Source organism: Amycolatopsis sp. NBC_00355, assembly GCF_036104975.1.
Classification (GTDB): domain Bacteria; phylum Actinomycetota; class Actinomycetes; order Mycobacteriales; family Pseudonocardiaceae; genus Amycolatopsis.
This window is the reverse complement of record NZ_CP107982.1, coordinates 5,370,078-5,384,404: the sequence shown is the minus strand read 5'-3', so window position 1 is coordinate 5,384,404 and position 14,327 is coordinate 5,370,078. Positions and strand designations below refer to the sequence as shown.

Sequence of the window (14,327 nt, the reverse complement as noted above, 5' to 3'; positions counted from 1 at the left end):
GCCGGGTGGCCGTGGACGTCGATGTGGTGGACGGCGGGCTCATCCTCTTCGTCGACGAAGGCCGCTTGTCCGGCCTCGAATACTGGAGCGTGGCCGACGAAACCCCGGTCGAGTTCCCGCCGCCGGAGGAAATCCGGGTAGTGACAGCACCAGGTGACGGCTCCGGAGTTCTGCCACCCTCGGAACCGTGAGCGTCTACGTGATCTCCGAGGTCGAAATCCTCGACGACGTCCAGGGCCGGCGTTACCGCGAACTCGCCCAGGAGTCGATCGTGCACCACGACGGCCGTTACCTCGCCCGCGGTGCGACGCCGACGGTGCTCGAAGGAGACTGCGACGACCGCGTGGTCCTCGTCGAGTTCCCGGATCGCGAGACGGCCGAACGCTGGTACGCCTCGGCCGAGTACGCCGAGGCGCTGCAGCTCAGCAAGACCGCGCTGCGGCGGCGGTTGCTGCTCGTCGACGGCGTGGCCTAACGTCGGCTTCGTGGAGCCGCTGACCGCTGATCTCTTCGCGCCGCAATGCCCGTCCGGCGATACGCCGTTCCGGATCGGGGACAAGTGGGGCGGCATGGTCGTCGTCTGCCTGAAGGACGGGCCGCGGCGGTTCTCCGAACTGCGCGTGCCGCTGAGGAACGTCAGCCCGAAGGTGCTCACCGAGACGCTGCGGTCCCTCGAGCGGGACGGGATGATCACCCGCAAGACCTACGACGAGAACCCGCCACGCGTCGAGTACGCGCTGACGGACCTGGGCCGGACCTTGTTCGAGCCCATGGACCGCTGCCGCGAATGGGCGGAGAAGTACCTGCCGAGCTTGCGAGCGGCCCGGCAGGCCTACGACCGGGCGGACTAGCCGAGGAGGCCCATCAGCGCGATCGCGATCAGCACGACCGCGGGCGCGAGGGCGTTGATCCAGGCGCGCTGGGCGGTGGTCAGGGTGGCGGGGGCGGGGGTGCTGTTCATGGCGTTTCCCTACGAACGGGCCGATGCTTCCGCGTGTTCAGCGCGTTGACCATGCCGAGCGTTAGCAGCTGTGACGAAGCTCACCCGATCATGTCGCTGACCAGCGGAAACAGCACTCAGCCGTCCGAGTGACGGCGGTTGCGGACAGTGAACCAGAGCACCCCACCGGCCGCGGCCACCATCGTCGCGAATGCCGTCGTGCCTACCACGATCGCCTGGGTCATGACTGTCCTCTCGAGTGCGAAGTCCTTTACCGAGAGACGTCGAACCCGGGCTTTCGTGCACTGAGAGTAGGCGGGATCACAGTCCGTCGAGAACTTCGTTGATCTGCTTGGCCAGCGCGAAGTCCTTCTCCGTCAACCCACCTGCCGAATGCGTGCTGAGGTGGAAGGTCAGCGTGCGCCACCGGATGTCGATGTCCGGGTGGTGGTCGGCGGCTTCGGCCAGCACCGCGACGCGGTCCACCACCTCGATCGCCTTCGGGAAGCTCGGGAGCTCCACCTCACGCCGGATGACCTTGCCGTGCCGGACCCAGCCGGTGAGCAGGGCGCGGTCGGCCTCGTCGTCGCTCAAGATTTCCGTCATGCCTCCATCGTCCAACGTCCTGGACTACGCTGCACGGTTGCCACGGGAGTCCGGTGAGCCGGGCTGAGAGGCGGGGTGACCCGCGACCGTTAGCACCTGATCCCGGATCATGCCGGCGAAGGGAGGGCTTTCCCTCCTCGTCCGGCGAAGTGCAGGAGGGTAGATGAAACGCAGGGCTGTACGCGCCGCGACGGCCATCGCCGCCGTCAGCGTCGTCACAGCGGCGTGCTCGCTGTCGGACGGGTCCGGTGACACGAAGCAGACGCCCACCGTCACCCTGGTGACGCACGACTCCTTCCTGGCGCCGCAGGAGGTGCTCGACGCCTTCCAGCAGCAGTCGGGCATCAAGATCTCGGTGCTCAAGCAGGGCGACGCCGGTTCGCTGACCAACAAGCTCGTGCTGACCAAGGCCAACCCGGTCGGCGACGTCGCGTACGGCGTCGACTCGACGTTCGCCTCGCGTGCGCTCGCCGAGGGCGTCTTCGAGCCCTACACCAGCCCGGAGGCCGACCGCGGGCCGCAGCGTTACGCCGTCGACCCGGAGCACCGGCTGTCCGCGGTCGACGTCGGCGACGTCTGCGTCAACGTCGACACGAACTACTTCACCGCCAAGGGGATCCCGGCGCCGGAGTCGTACGACGACCTGGCCGACCCGAAGTACAAGGACCTGCTGGTCGCCGAGGATCCGGCGACGGCGTCGCCCGGGCTCGCGTTCCTGCTCGGCACCGTCGCGAAGTACGGCGAGGCCGGCTGGAAGGACTACTGGACCAAGCTGAAGGCCAACGGGCTCAAGGTGGTCAGCGGCTGGGAAGAGGCCTACACCAAGGACTTCTCCGGCTCGTCCGGCAAGGGGCCGCGGCCGATCGTCGTCTCGTACGCGTCGTCGCCGGCCGCCGAGGTGGGCGACGACGGGAAGCCGCGGACGAAGGCGCTGCTCGACACCTGCTACCGGCAGGTCGAGTACGCCGGGGTGCTGGCCGGCGGCAAGCAGGAGGAGAACGCGCGCAAGGTCGTCGACTTCCTGCTCTCGCAGCAGTTCCAGGCGACGGTGGCGGCCAACATGTACGTCTACCCGACGCGCCAGGGTGTCGACCTGCCGGCGGGCTGGGCGCAGGTCGCGCCGCTGCCGCAGAAGCCGCAGGCGCTGACCGCGGACCAGGTGCAGGCCGGGCGTGAGAAGTGGATCGGCGAATGGCGCACGCTCGTGCAGTGACATCCCGGAGCCTCCTGGCCCCGCCGCGGACCACCCGGGGGCTCGGCCTGGCGCTGCTCGGGCTGGGCCCGATCGGGTTCCTGGTGGTGTTCTTCGCCTGGCCGGTGCTGGCGATCGTCGGGCGCGGGTTCGCCGCGGGCGGGCTCGACGTCGTGCTGGGCGACCCGCAGACGTGGCGGCTGGCCGGCTTCACGGTGGCCACCGCCGCGGGCTCGACGGTCGTCGCGGTGCTGGCCGGGCTGCCCGTGGCGTTCCTGCTGGCGCGGGCGAAACTGCCCGGCGTCGGCCTGGCGCGGACGCTGGTGCTCGTGCCGTTCGTGCTGCCGACCGTGGTGGTCGGGCTGGCGTTCCGGGCGCTGTGGCCGGACGGCGGCGTGCTGCCGATCGTGCTGGCCAACGCGTTCTTCAACGTCGCCGTCGTCGCGCGGACGGTCGCCGGGCTCTGGGCGCGGCTGGATTCGCGGACGTCCGACGCCGCCCGGGCGCTCGGCGCGTCGCCGTGGCGGGCGTTCCGGTCGGTGACGCTGCCCGCGCTGGCGCCCGCGATCGCGTCCGCCGCGGCTGTCGTTTTCCTGTTCTGCGCCACCAGCTTTGGTGTCGTGCTGATCCTCGGCGGCGCGCGGTACCGGACCCTGGAAACCGAGATCTACCTCCGGACGGTCGACCTGCTCGACCTCTCCGGCGCGTCGGCGCTCTCGCTGATCCAGTTCGCGGCGGTCGTCGCGGCGCTGGTCGTCGGCGGGTTGGCGCGGCGGCGCAAGGAAGGTGCCAGGATCGGTTCCGGCGCGGTGCGACGCCCTCGCGGCGGCGAGTGGTGGGTCGTCGGCGCGGCGGGCGTCGTGCTGGCCCTGCTGCTGACGCCGATCGTCGCGCTGCTCGCCGAGTCGGTGTCCGCTTCGGACGGCTGGAGCCTCGCGGGGTACCGGGCGCTCGCGGGCACCGGCGAAAAGGGCGCGCTGCAGGTGTCCGGCTGGGACGCCGCGTTGAACTCGCTGAAGGTGGCCATCGACGCGACGCTGCTGGCGCTGATCGTCGGTGTGCTCGCGTCCGTGGTGCTGGTGGCGCTGCGCCGGTCGCCGGCGCGGGCCGCGCGCGGGCTGGGGGAGACGCTCGACGCCGCGTTGATGCTGCCGCTCGGGGTGTCCGCGGTGACCGTCGGGTTCGGCTACCTCGTGACGCTCGACGCGCTACCCGGCGACCTGCGGACGTCGCCCTACCTGGTGCCGCTGGCGCAGGCGCTGGTGATCATCCCGCTGATCGTGCGGATGGTGCTGCCGGTGCTGCGCTCGGTCGACGTCCGGCTGCGGCAGGCCGCGTCGACGCTCGGCGCGAGCCCGCTGCGGGTGTGGCGGGAGATCGACCTGCCGCTGACGCTGCGCCCGCTGGTCGCGGCCGCGGGATTCGGGTTCGTCGTGGCGCTCGGCGAGTTCGGTGCGACGAGTTTCCTGGCCCGGCCGACGTCGCCGACGCTGCCGGTCGCGATCGCGTCGCTGATGGGGCGCCCGGGGGAGCTGAACAACCAGATGGCGTACGCCGCGTGCGCGTTGCTGATGCTCGTGACGGTGCTGGCGGTCGCGCTGATCGACCGGCTCGGGGCCGCGCGCGGCCGGGTGGGAGAGTTCTGATGGCGCTGTCGGTGCGGGACCTGACCGTCCACTATGGATCGTTTGCCGCGGTGCGCGACGCCCGGCTCGACATCGCCGACGGCGAGGTGCTGGCGCTGCTCGGCCCGTCGGGCTCGGGCAAGTCGACGCTGCTGCGCGCGATCACCGGGCTGGAGCCCTCGGCCCGCGGCACGGTCAGCTGGGACGGTGAGGACCTCGGCGCGGTGCCGGTGCACCGGCGCGGCTTCGGGCTGGTCTTCCAGGACGGCCAGCTGTTCGGCCACCGCGACGTCGCCGCGAACATCGCGTTCGGCCTGCGGATGCACGGCGTGCCGCGGTCGGCGTGGGCGCCACGCGTCGCCGAACTGCTGGAGCTGGTCGGGCTGTCCGGCTTCGAGCGGCGGCGGGTGACGGAGCTGTCGGGCGGACAGGCGCAGCGGGTGGCGCTGGCCCGCGCGCTGGCGCCGGAGCCGAGGCTGCTGTTACTCGACGAGCCACTGTCCGGTTTGGACGCCGGGTTGCGCGAGCAGCTGGCGATCGACCTCGCGGACCTGTTGCGGCGCAGCAAGATCACGGCGTTGCTGGTGACGCACGACCAGGAGGAGGCGTTCACACTGGCCGACCGGGTCGCGGTGCTCGACGCCGGCGAAGTCCGGCAGGAGGGTGCGGTTCGCCGGGTGTGGCGCAACCCGCTGGACGACGACGTGGCGCGGTTCCTGGGAGTGACGTCGTTCGCCGAGGGGATCACGACAGGCGGCGTGGTCCGGACTTCACTGGGGAATGTGGCGGTGCCGGACGTCGAGGACGGTCCGGTGCGGCTGGGGTTGCGCCCGCACGCACTGCGCGTGGCCGCTTTCGGTGTCGCGGGCGAAGTGGTGGCGGCGGTGCATCGGCGCGAACACGTGCGGCTGGTGGTCCGGCTGGCGGAGTCCACTGTGGACGCGGTGGCCCCGGCGGCGGCTGATTTCCGGGCGGGGGACCGGGTGACGCTGGAACTCGACTCGGACGGCGTGGCCCTGGTCGGTTGAGCAGCCCCGGCTCGGAACGCGGCCCCCACCCATCCAGGGGGGCGTCCCCAGGCCAAGTCTATCGGCTCAGCCCGGGGAAACCCGCCGTTCGCGGATCTGTGGACAACTCCGCGCCTGTGGATGGCGGAGTTGGCAGATCTCAGCCGTCGCGGGTGGACAACCGCGCGTAGGCCAGCGACAGCCCGATCACGATGTAGCACGCCGCTCGCAACGCCCCTTCGCCCAGCATCTGCGTCCCCATCGGGTCCTGCAGCACCTCCGCCGGCGCCAGCGACCAGTTCTGCGTCAACAAGAACGGGTGCAGCCAATCCAGCGAAGTCAGGAACCCCAGGATCGTGAACACGATGTCCGCCGCCAGGACCGACGCCACCACCAGCATCGGGTGCTCGGTCCAGCTGGAGATCGCCAGCGCCACCGCGCCGACCGCCCACAGCTGCAGGACGACCCAGCCCGCGACCAGCAGGATCCGGGCCAGTGCGCCGCCCACCGACAACGTGGTGCCCGACAGCGTGAACAGCGAATCCGTGCCGTTGATGATCAGGCCGGTCACCACGCCCGTGAAGCACATCGCCAGCACCGAAACCACCGACACCGTCGCGACGCCGAACGCCTTGACCGCCAGCAGCCGGCCGCGGCCGACCGGGGCGATGAGCCAGCCGCGCAGGGTTCCGTGGGACGTCTCGCCCGCGATCGCGTCCGCGCCCGCCATCGCCGAAGCGAGCGGGAGCAGCAGGGTCAGCGTCATCACGATCGCCGCGATCGGCAGCACGAACGCGTTGTTCACCGCGGACGCCAGCAGCGCGCCGCCGCCGTCGTCCGGGCCGCCGCCGGATTGCGCGTCTTCGCTGACCAGCGTCAGGCCGATGCCGATCACCACCGGGATCAGCGCCAGCAGGCCCAGCACCGCGAGGGTGCGCGGCCGCCGGAAGATCCAGCGCAGCTCCGCGGCCAGCAGCCGGGGCAGCGGCACCGTGTCGTGGCCCGCGCGGGCCACCGGTGCCTCGAGAACCGTGGTCATTCCGCCCCCTCCGTCAGCCGCGCGAACAGGTCTTCCAGGCCGGTACGCGCCCGCGTCGCCTCGTGGACCGCGACCCCCGCGCCCACCAGGACCTGCAGCACCCGCGGCGCCTCGGTCGCCGTGAGGTCGGCGCGGATCCCGTCCGGCGTCAGCCGCGCGCCGATCCGGTTCTCCCGCAGCACTTCCACGGCTTGCTCGGCGTCCGGCGTGCGGACCAGCAAGGCCGCGTTCCCGGACTCCAGCAGCTCCGCCAGCTCGCCCTGCGCGACGACGTTCCCGGCCTGCAGCACGGCGACGTGCGTGCAGGTCGCCTCCACCTCTGCCAGCAGGTGCGACGACACCAGCACGGTGACGCCCTCGGCGTGCAGCTCGGCCACGATCCTGCGGATCTCCCTGGTACCAGCAGGGTCGAGGCCGTTGGTCGGCTCGTCGAGCACGACCATCTTCCGCGGCACGAGCAACGCCGAAGCGAGCCCGAGCCGTTGCTTCATGCCGAGCGAGTACCCCTTGTACCGCCGTCGCGCGGCGACGCTCAGCCCGACGCGCTCGAGCGCGGAGTCCACCGCGAGCGGGATCCCGGACGACGCCAGCCGCGGTTCGGCCGCGGCGAAGCGCAGCAGGTTGTCGCGGCCGGAGAGGAACGGGTGGAAGCCCGGCCCCTCGACCAGCGCGCCGACGTCCGGCAGTGCGTGCGCGGCGGCGTCGGGCATCTTGCGGCCGAGCAGCTCGACCTCACCCTCGGTCGGGCGCACCAGGCCCAGCAGCATCCGGATGGTGGTCGTCTTGCCCGAGCCGTTCGGCCCGAGCATCCCGACGACCGCGCCTTCGGGGATGTCGAGGTCGACGTGGTCCACCGCGACCGTGCCGCGGTAGACCTTGCGCAGCCCCCTGGTGCGCGCGGCCAGGGGAACCGCCGGGGCGGACGTCTCCTGTGCAGGATTCAAAACGTCCGCCCCGGCCTCGACAGAGGTCGTACTGGTCACTTCTGACCCAGCGCTTCGAACAGGACCTGCTCCGGCACCGCACCGCCGGCGAAGCGGCCGTCGTCGGTCAGGATCGCGCTGCCGACCTTCGTGGTGATGAGGTGGCCGCTGCCCCAGGTGCCGCTGACCTTCTTGGTGAACCGGTCGAGCAGGGCCTGCGGGTCGGCGTTGCGGCCCTGGCGGTCACCCTGCTGCTTCGGCGCCGCGTTCAGCGCGTCGGCGGGGATCTTGCCAGTGACGACGGTGTCCCAGCCGTCGCCGACGACCTTGGTGTCCTGCTTCGCCTGCTCGGCGAGAGCCTTGTCCTTCTGGTCGACGGTCGGCGTCTTCTCCTCCACCTTGGCGCCCTTCGGCGGGGTGAAGGCGAAGAGGTCGGCGGGCTGCTGGGTGAACTGGACGTCGGTGAACGCGACCTCGAGGGCCGGCGTCGACGTCCCGTTGCTCAGCACCGACACGCGCAGCGGCATCCGCGTCTGCGAGTCGACGGCCACGCGGATCTCGCGCAGCAGCGTGCGCTCGCCCGGCTTCGGCGTCAGGACCAGCTCGTAGGCCGGGCGGTCGGCGACGGTCGCGGTGCCGTCGACCGACACCGTGCTGCTCTCGCGGACCTTCGCCAGCAGCTCGGTGGTCGTCGCGACCGGGTCGGGCGTCTTCTCGCTGCCCGCGCCCTTCTGCTTCGCCACGTCCGCCGGGATGGTCACCTTGGTCGCGGTGTTGGTCTTGGAGCTGTAGTCCCAGACGGTCGTGCCGTCGTGGACGACGGTCTCCTGGCCGGCGCCCTGCGTGACGGCCAGCCGGCTCTTGCCCGCGCCATCGGTGAAGATGTGCGCCGAGTCGATGTTCAGCGCGGACGCCCCCGGGATCGCGCTCCCCACCGCGGGCAGCCCGAGGTTGTTGCTGACCTTCAGCGTGCCGTCGAACGCGCCCGGCTTGGCGGTCATCACCGACTGCACCAAGTCCTCCGCGCTGACCTGCGGCAACGCCGGCTTGTCGTCGGCGCTCGCCGGCATCGCGATGAACGCGAGCCCGCCGGCGCCGAGGGCCGTGCCCACGACCGCCGCGGTGATGCCCTTCGTCTTCGGTTTCATGCGTCTCTCCCTGTGTTCCCGAACCCGAGTGTGCTCGGTTCCCGGCTCCGACGCTTCCCTCTCGAGGCTGAGATACCCCTGAAGGTTCTCCCTCCGCGGCTGAGATCGTGCTGAGAGATCCCGCGGGACCTGCGCAAACCCGCCATGATGAAACGCGTGAAACCTCGGGTGCTGGTGGTCGACGACGAGCTGGGCGTGCGGAAGGCACTGCAACGCGGGCTGCGTGCGGAGGGGATGGACGTGGTCACCGCCGCGGACGGCCCCAGCGGGCTGCAGCTGGCGAGCACCGGCTCGTTCGACGTCGTGCTGCTCGACATCATGCTGCCCGGCTTGTCCGGTTACCGCGTGCTGGAGCGGCTGCGCAAGGACGGCGTCACGACGCCGGTGCTGCTCGTGTCGGCCAAGGACGGCGAGGTCGACCAGGCCGACGGCCTGGACCTCGGCGCCGACGGTTACCTCGTCAAGCCGTTCTCCTTCGTCGTGCTGGTGGCGCAGGTCCGCGCGACGCTGCGCCGCGCCGGGCCGGACGCCAGCCGCGGCACACTGCGGCTCGGCGCGCTGGAGGTCGACCGCGGGTTGCGGCAGGTGCACTGGAACGGCGAGGAGGTCGGGCTGAGCCCGCGCGAGTTCGCGCTGCTCGAGGTGCTCGTCGGCCGCGCGGGCACGGTCGTCACCAAGGACGAGCTGCTGCGCGCGGTCTGGGGCGAGGAACAGGCCGTGACGCGCAACCTCGTCGAGGTGTACGTCGGGTACGTGCGGCGCAAGCTCGACGCCGTCGGCGCCGGCGCGCTGCTGCGGACCGTGCGCGGGCACGGCTACCTGGCCTCCGACGCGCAGATCGACGAGGTCATCACCCCGTGATGACCTGGTGGCGCGGGCGGTCCCTGCAGGCCCGGATCACCGTGCTGGCCGCGACGATCACCCTGGGCTGCCTGCTCGGGCTCGCCGCGCTGGCCGCGGCCAAGCTCTCGCCGTTGCTCATCGACTCGGTCGACCGCGAGCTGACGGGCGCACTCGGCCCGGCCGGTGCCGAGGTGGCCGCCGGCCGGGCCCTGCCGGTCACCGCCCCGGTGACCGTCCGGGTGCTCGACATCTCGGGCACGCCGGTCGAAGGCGGCGCGCCGAGCGGGCTCGGCGGTGCCGACGTCGGGCTGCTCAAGGCCGGGCAGCCGGTGCAGCAGGACGGCGCCCGCTACCTGGGCGCGGTCGTCAGCACGCCCGACGGGACGCAACGGCTGGTCGTCGCCGGCGCGGGCCTCGTCGGATTCTCCGCCGCCGTGCACTACGGCGGGGTGTGGCTGGTGGTCGTCGCGTCGGTCGGCGCGCTGGTCGCGGGCCTGGCGACGTGGCTGGTGGTGCGCTTGGCGCTGCGCCCGGTGGCGCGGATGCGGGGCACGGTGCGGACGCTGCCGCCGGGCGCGCGGCTGCCGCTGCCGGACTCGCACGACGAGCTGCGCGCGCTGGCGGAGGAGTTCAACGCGCTGCTGGAGCGGCAGGAGCAAGCGAGCGAGCGGCTCCGGCGGTTCACCGGCGACGCGGCGCACGAGCTGCGCTCGCCGGTCGCGTCGATCCGGGTGCAGGCCGAGGTCGCCGTCACCAATCCCGATCCGGAGCTGTCCCAGGAGACGCTGGGCGACATCCTGACGGAGGCCGAGCGCCTCTCGTCGCTGCTCGACGGGCTGTTGTCGCTGGCCCGTTCGGACGCGGGGGAGGTGCCGCCCGCGGAGCCGGTCGAGCTGGTCAGCGAAGTCCGCGCGGCGGTCGCGCGGCTGCCGGCCGGGGCGCCGGAGACGCGGGTGAGCAACGCGGTCGCGCAGGCCTGGGCGTGGTCGGCGCACGGCGAGGTCGAGCTGGTGCTCGACAACCTGCTGCGCAACGCCTGCCGCTACGCGCGCGGGGAGATCGTGGTCTCGGTGCTGGCGTCGCGCTCGTCGGTGCGGGTCGTGGTCGACGACGACGGTCCCGGGATCGCGCCGGAGCACCGCGAGAAGGTCTTCGACCGGTTCTACCGGGTGTCCGACGACCGCGCCCGGATCACCGGCGGCACCGGCCTGGGGCTGGCGATGGTGGCCGAGACGGTCCGCCGTCGCGGCGGGCGGGTCCAGGTGGGCGAGTCCCCGGACGGAGGCGCGCGGTTCCAGGTCATCTGGCGTTCGGCGCCGGTCTCGTGAGTGTTTAGGGCGGTTCTAACCCGCCTAAACACTCACGACTGATGCGCGCGGCTGTTGGGAGGGCGCGCCTCGGGGGGACGGCTTGCGTTCTCGGAGGGTCGGTCGGCGTGCCTGGACGGTCGGCTCGCGTGCCCAGGGGGTCAGCTCGCGTGCCCAGACGGTCGGCTCGCGTGTCTGGAGGGTCGGCTCGCGTGCCAGAGGGTCGACTCGCGTGTTTGGAGGGGTGACACGGCGCGGGTCGCGTCCGGGCTTCCGGGTAGATTCCGGGGCTGTGAACGGTGTGATCGTGGGTGCCGCCCTGGTGCGCGACGGGAAGTTGCTGGCCCAGCAGCGGGCCTGGCCGCCGGGGCACGCGGGGCAGTGGGAGCTGCCCGGCGGGCGCGTCGAGGACGGTGAGTCCGACGCCTTCGCCCTGGCTCGCGAGTGCAGCGAGGAGCTGGACGTCGTGATCGAGGTCGGGGCGCGGGTCGGGCAGGAGATCCCGCTGCCCGGGGACAAGGTCCTGCGGATCTACGCGGCTTCGCTGGTCTCGCCGGGCGACGAGCCGCGGGCGGTCGAACACCTGGCCGTTCAGTGGCTCGGCCCGGACGACCTCGACGACGTCGACTGGCTGCCCGCCGACCGCATCCTGCTCCCGGCCTTCCGGGAACTGCTCTCCTGAAGGTCCGTGAAGGCCTGGCGGATTCACGCGGTGGTTGCAACACCTGGTGTCTGCTGATCCAACAGTAACGCCGTGAGGACCTCGGCTGGTGTTCGCCAGCCGAGGGTCTCCCGCGGCCGCCCGTTCAGCTCTTCGGCCACCCGCACCAACTCCGCCGCGTTGTGCTGGGACAGGTCGGTGCCTTTCGGGAAGTACTGACGCAACAGGCCGTTGGTGTTCTCGTTGCTGCCCCGCTGCCACGGCGAATGCGGGTCACAAAAGTAGATCTCCAACCCGGTGTCCACGGTGATCTTCCGGTGATGGGCCATTTCCTTGCCCTGATCCCAGGTCAGCGAGCCCAGCAGCAACGGCGGCAACGCCGCGATCATCTCCGTCATCGCCGCCGCGACGGTGGCGGCGTCCCGTCCGTCGGGTAGGTGCAGCAACATCACGAACCGGGTCTGGCGTTCCACCAGCGTCCCGATCGCCGACTTGTTGTCCTTGCCCAGGATCAGGTCCCCTTCCCAATGCCCCGGAACGGCCCGGTCAGCGACCTCAGCCGGCCGTTCACTGATGTTGACCATGTCCTGGATCCGGCCCGAGGGTCGTTCCCGGCGGGCCTGGGCTTGACGTCGTGGCATTCGCAACGCCCGCCCGGTCCGCAGCGCGGTGGTCAGTTCCCGGCGTAGCGCACCCCGGCCCTGCACATACAGCGACTGGTAGATCGTTTCGTGTGACACCCGCATCTCCGGCCGGTCAGGAAAATCCAGCACCAGTCTCTCGGAGATCTGCTGGGGTGACCACTTGCGGTCCAGCCCCGCCTGCACGATCTTCCGCAGCACCGGGTCGGCCCGGAGTTTCGCGACCTTCGGTCGTTTCGCGCGGTCGTCGGCGCGGTGCTGGGCCGAGCTGGCCCGATACGCGCCGGTCAGGCCAGTGTTGCGGGCCAGCTCCCGTGACACCGTCGAGGCCGGGCGTCCGATCGCCCGGCCGATGGCGCGGGGGCCGTGGCCTGCAGCTTTCAGGCAGGCGATCTCGTCCCGTTCAGCGATACTCAACCGGAGCGGGCCGGGCTGGCGGGGTGCATTGCTGATCACCCCGCCAGCTTGACGGAACAGCCGCACTCCGGTGGTCGGGGCGAAGCCGGCCGCTTGCGCGGCCGGCTTCGCCGCCGTCCCGGCCCGGACCTGGTCCCAGAACTCCAGCTGCACCGACCTCGGCAGCCAGCGATGCACTCGCGCCATCTGCAATCCCACCTTTCGTTGAGGTGGTGTTGCGATGACCTCATGAATCCGAGCCTCCTTGAGGGACTCTGAGTCCCTCAAGGAGGCCTTCACGGACCTCTTCAACTGGCGCCGATCATCCGCAGCGCGGCCGAGAGGCGGTGCGAGCCGCGCTCGGCGGCCCGGGCCGCGCCCGCTTTGCGGACCCGGTCCAGCTCCGCGACGTCGCCGAGCAGCGTCAACGCGCGTTCGCGCAGCGGCCGCAGCTGTTCGATCACCGCGTCGGCGACGGCGTCCTTCACCGCGCCGTACGACGAGAACTCGTCGGCCAGATCAGCCGGTGACCCGCCACGGCAGGCCGCGAGGATCTCCAGCAGGTTCGCCATGCCCGGCCGGGTGTCCGGCGCGTGCACCGGCACCGAACCGCCGTCGGTGACGGCGCGGCGGATCTTGCGGCGGATCTGGTCGGGCTCGTCCAGCACGAACACCACGCCCGCGCCGTCCCGCGACGACTTCGACATCTTGCGCGTCGGGTCGGCGAGGTCCTTCACCCGTGCTCCCGCCGGCGGGAGCACGGCCTCGGGGACGGTGAACACGTCGCCGTAGGTGCCGTTGAATCGCTTGGCCAGCGTCCGGGCCAGCTCGACGTGCTGGCGCTGGTCCTCGCCGACCGGCACCTCCCGCGCGCCCTGCAGCAGGATGTCCGCGGCCATCAGCACCGGGTAGGTCAGCAGCGACAGCCGCACCCCGGCCTGGCCCTTGGACTTCTCCTTGAACTGGATCATCCGGGCGGCCTCGCCGTAGTTGCAGGTGCACTCCAGGACCCAGGTCAGCGCCCCCAGCTCGCGGGCGAGGTCGGACTGGACGAACACCCGCTCGGGGTCGATGCCGGCGGCGATGAGGACGGCGAGTTGCTCACCCGCCAAGGATCGGAGTTTGGCGGGGTTGTGCGACGTCGTCATGCCGTGCAGGTCGGCGACGAAGTAAAGGTCGTCCGGGCCGCCCTCGGCGGCCCAGCGGCGGACGGCCCCGAGGTGGTTGCCGAGGTGGACGTGACCGGACGGGGTGATCCCGGACAGCTTGCTCATCGTGGGTCCTTTCGACGGGGACCACCCCGGCGAAGGCACGAAAAAGGCCGCCCGTCCGGGGCGGCCGCTGCTGGATTCAGCGCAGGGTCAGTGGGCCGCCGAGGGCGGCCACCACTGGGACGTCTGCGCAAACATGCGGTGACTATAACCGAGCGGGTCTACCGTCGTAACCATGTTCGTCGTACTGCTGACCTACACCGCCCCGATCGAAGAAGTCGACCTGGCGCTGCCGGACCACGTGGCGTGGCTGGAGGCGCAGTACGAGCGCGGCCTCTTCCTCGCGTCCGGGGCGCGGAAGCCGCGCGTCGGCGGCGTGATCATCACGCGGCCGATGTCGCAGGGGAAGCTCGACGCGATCCTGGCGAGCGACCCCTTCGCGGTGCGGCACCTCGCGAAGTACGAGGTCATCCCGTTCTCGCCGACCAAGACCGCGCCGGAGCTGCGGGACCTCAACGAGGCCATCTCGCACTGAGTCCTCGGAGAGCGCTGAGTCCCCGGAGAGCACTGAGGCCCCGGAGCGTCAGGCCGCGAGGTCGAGCTTCGCCTTCGCCTTCTTGAGCGCCAGCACCGGGCACTTCTTGCAGCGCGGCTTGGACCGGCAGCACTTCTTCTTGACCTTGCCGGCTTTCATCAGCTTGCGCACGACCTTGTGCGGGTCGTCCGGTGGCTTCTTGCCCACGCGTGAGCTCCTCGGATCGGCGACGCTGTCCGGCTCTCCAGATTAG

Annotated in this window: 17 protein-coding genes and 1 riboswitch; of the genes, 10 read left to right on the top strand and 7 right to left on the bottom strand. The window is 71.4% G+C overall.

Features of this window, described 5'->3' with window-relative positions:
* Positions 1–5: 5 nt before the first annotated feature.
* From OHS18_RS23900 to OHS18_RS23890, 3 genes are read left to right on the top strand one after another with little or no spacing between them, the layout of a single operon-like run.
* Positions 6–191 (top strand): hypothetical protein, encoded by a 186-nt coding sequence (locus tag OHS18_RS23900; RefSeq protein WP_328612467.1) that lies wholly within the window; start codon positions 6–8, stop codon positions 189–191.
* On the top strand, positions 188–475 hold the full coding sequence (locus OHS18_RS23895) for a DUF1330 domain-containing protein (protein WP_328612466.1): 288 nt from the start codon (positions 188–190) through the stop codon (positions 473–475). Before OHS18_RS23900 ends, OHS18_RS23895 begins: the two co-directional genes overlap by 4 nt.
* Positions 476–485: 10 nt before the next feature.
* The gene (locus OHS18_RS23890) at positions 486–851 is read left to right on the top strand and encodes a winged helix-turn-helix transcriptional regulator (protein WP_328449137.1); all 366 of its coding nucleotides are present in this window, start codon (positions 486–488) and stop codon (positions 849–851) included.
* A 410-nt stretch (positions 852–1,261) separates the two neighbouring features.
* Here the strand turns inward: OHS18_RS23890 and OHS18_RS23885 are convergent, their stop codons facing one another.
* Entirely contained in the window at positions 1,262–1,546 is a 285-nt protein-coding gene (locus OHS18_RS23885) for a 4a-hydroxytetrahydrobiopterin dehydratase (protein WP_328612465.1), read from the bottom strand.
* 32 nt (positions 1,547–1,578) lie between these two features.
* Positions 1,579–1,688: riboswitch (TPP riboswitch) on the top strand.
* Positions 1,689–1,709: 21 nt separating this feature from the next.
* Between OHS18_RS23885 and OHS18_RS23880 the strand changes: the two genes are divergently transcribed.
* From OHS18_RS23880 to OHS18_RS23870, 3 genes are all read left to right on the top strand, one after another.
* Positions 1,710–2,759, top strand: coding sequence for a thiamine ABC transporter substrate-binding protein (locus OHS18_RS23880; RefSeq protein ID WP_328449141.1), 1,050 nt, complete (start codon positions 1,710–1,712; stop codon positions 2,757–2,759).
* Positions 2,760–2,821: 62 nt separating this feature from the next.
* Positions 2,822–4,384: an ABC transporter permease gene (locus tag OHS18_RS23875; RefSeq protein ID WP_328618565.1), complete on the top strand. Its 1,563-nt coding sequence runs from the start codon at positions 2,822–2,824 to the stop codon at positions 4,382–4,384.
* Positions 4,384–5,391, top strand: coding sequence for an ABC transporter ATP-binding protein (locus OHS18_RS23870; RefSeq protein WP_328612464.1), 1,008 nt, complete (start codon positions 4,384–4,386; stop codon positions 5,389–5,391). Before OHS18_RS23875 ends, OHS18_RS23870 begins: the two co-directional genes overlap by 1 nt.
* 139 nt (positions 5,392–5,530) lie before the next feature.
* Here the strand turns inward: OHS18_RS23870 and OHS18_RS23865 are convergent, their stop codons facing one another.
* From OHS18_RS23865 to OHS18_RS23855, 3 genes are read right to left on the bottom strand one after another with little or no spacing between them, the layout of a single operon-like run.
* Positions 5,531–6,409 carry an ABC transporter permease gene (locus OHS18_RS23865; protein WP_328449147.1) on the bottom strand — a complete coding sequence of 293 codons (879 nt, stop codon included), beginning with the start codon at positions 6,407–6,409 and terminating at the stop codon, positions 5,531–5,533.
* Positions 6,406–7,392 carry an ABC transporter ATP-binding protein gene (locus OHS18_RS23860; protein WP_328612463.1) on the bottom strand — a complete coding sequence of 329 codons (987 nt, stop codon included), beginning with the start codon at positions 7,390–7,392 and terminating at the stop codon, positions 6,406–6,408. The genes OHS18_RS23865 and OHS18_RS23860 overlap by 4 nt, the downstream gene beginning before the upstream one ends.
* Positions 7,389–8,480, bottom strand: coding sequence for a LolA family protein (locus OHS18_RS23855; protein WP_328612462.1), 1,092 nt, complete (start codon positions 8,478–8,480; stop codon positions 7,389–7,391). The genes OHS18_RS23860 and OHS18_RS23855 overlap by 4 nt, the downstream gene beginning before the upstream one ends.
* A gap of 144 nt (positions 8,481–8,624) precedes the next feature.
* Here OHS18_RS23855 and OHS18_RS23850 point away from each other — a divergent pair, with 144 nt between their 5' ends.
* The 3 genes from OHS18_RS23850 to OHS18_RS23840 all read left to right on the top strand — a co-directional run bounded on the left by OHS18_RS23850 (position 8,625) and on the right by OHS18_RS23840 (position 11,312).
* A complete protein-coding gene (locus OHS18_RS23850) occupies positions 8,625–9,341 on the top strand; it encodes a response regulator transcription factor (RefSeq protein WP_328612461.1) in 717 nt (238 codons plus the stop codon).
* Entirely contained in the window at positions 9,341–10,651 is a 1,311-nt protein-coding gene (locus OHS18_RS23845) for a sensor histidine kinase (RefSeq protein ID WP_328612460.1), read from the top strand. Before OHS18_RS23850 ends, OHS18_RS23845 begins: the two co-directional genes overlap by 1 nt.
* Before the next feature lie 271 nt (positions 10,652–10,922).
* A complete protein-coding gene (locus OHS18_RS23840) occupies positions 10,923–11,312 on the top strand; it encodes a (deoxy)nucleoside triphosphate pyrophosphohydrolase (RefSeq protein ID WP_328612459.1) in 390 nt (129 codons plus the stop codon).
* A gap of 23 nt (positions 11,313–11,335) precedes the next feature.
* On the opposite strand, the gene OHS18_RS23835 is transcribed toward OHS18_RS23840, so the two are convergent.
* Positions 11,336–12,535, bottom strand: a complete 1,200-nt coding sequence (locus OHS18_RS23835) for an IS30 family transposase (RefSeq protein WP_328618564.1) — start codon at positions 12,533–12,535, stop codon at positions 11,336–11,338.
* Between the two features lie 101 nt (positions 12,536–12,636).
* Positions 12,637–13,602 (bottom strand): tryptophan--tRNA ligase, encoded by a 966-nt coding sequence (gene trpS, locus OHS18_RS23830; RefSeq protein ID WP_328612458.1) that lies wholly within the window; start codon positions 13,600–13,602, stop codon positions 12,637–12,639.
* Positions 13,603–13,774: 172 nt separating this feature from the next.
* Here trpS and OHS18_RS23825 point away from each other — a divergent pair, with 172 nt between their 5' ends.
* Positions 13,775–14,074 (top strand): YciI family protein, encoded by a 300-nt coding sequence (locus OHS18_RS23825; RefSeq protein WP_328449160.1) that lies wholly within the window; start codon positions 13,775–13,777, stop codon positions 14,072–14,074.
* Positions 14,075–14,122: 48 nt separating this feature from the next.
* Here the strand turns inward: OHS18_RS23825 and OHS18_RS23820 are convergent, their stop codons facing one another.
* Positions 14,123–14,281, bottom strand: coding sequence for a hypothetical protein (locus OHS18_RS23820; protein ID WP_328449162.1), 159 nt, complete (start codon positions 14,279–14,281; stop codon positions 14,123–14,125).
* Positions 14,282–14,327: the final 46 nt, after the last annotated feature.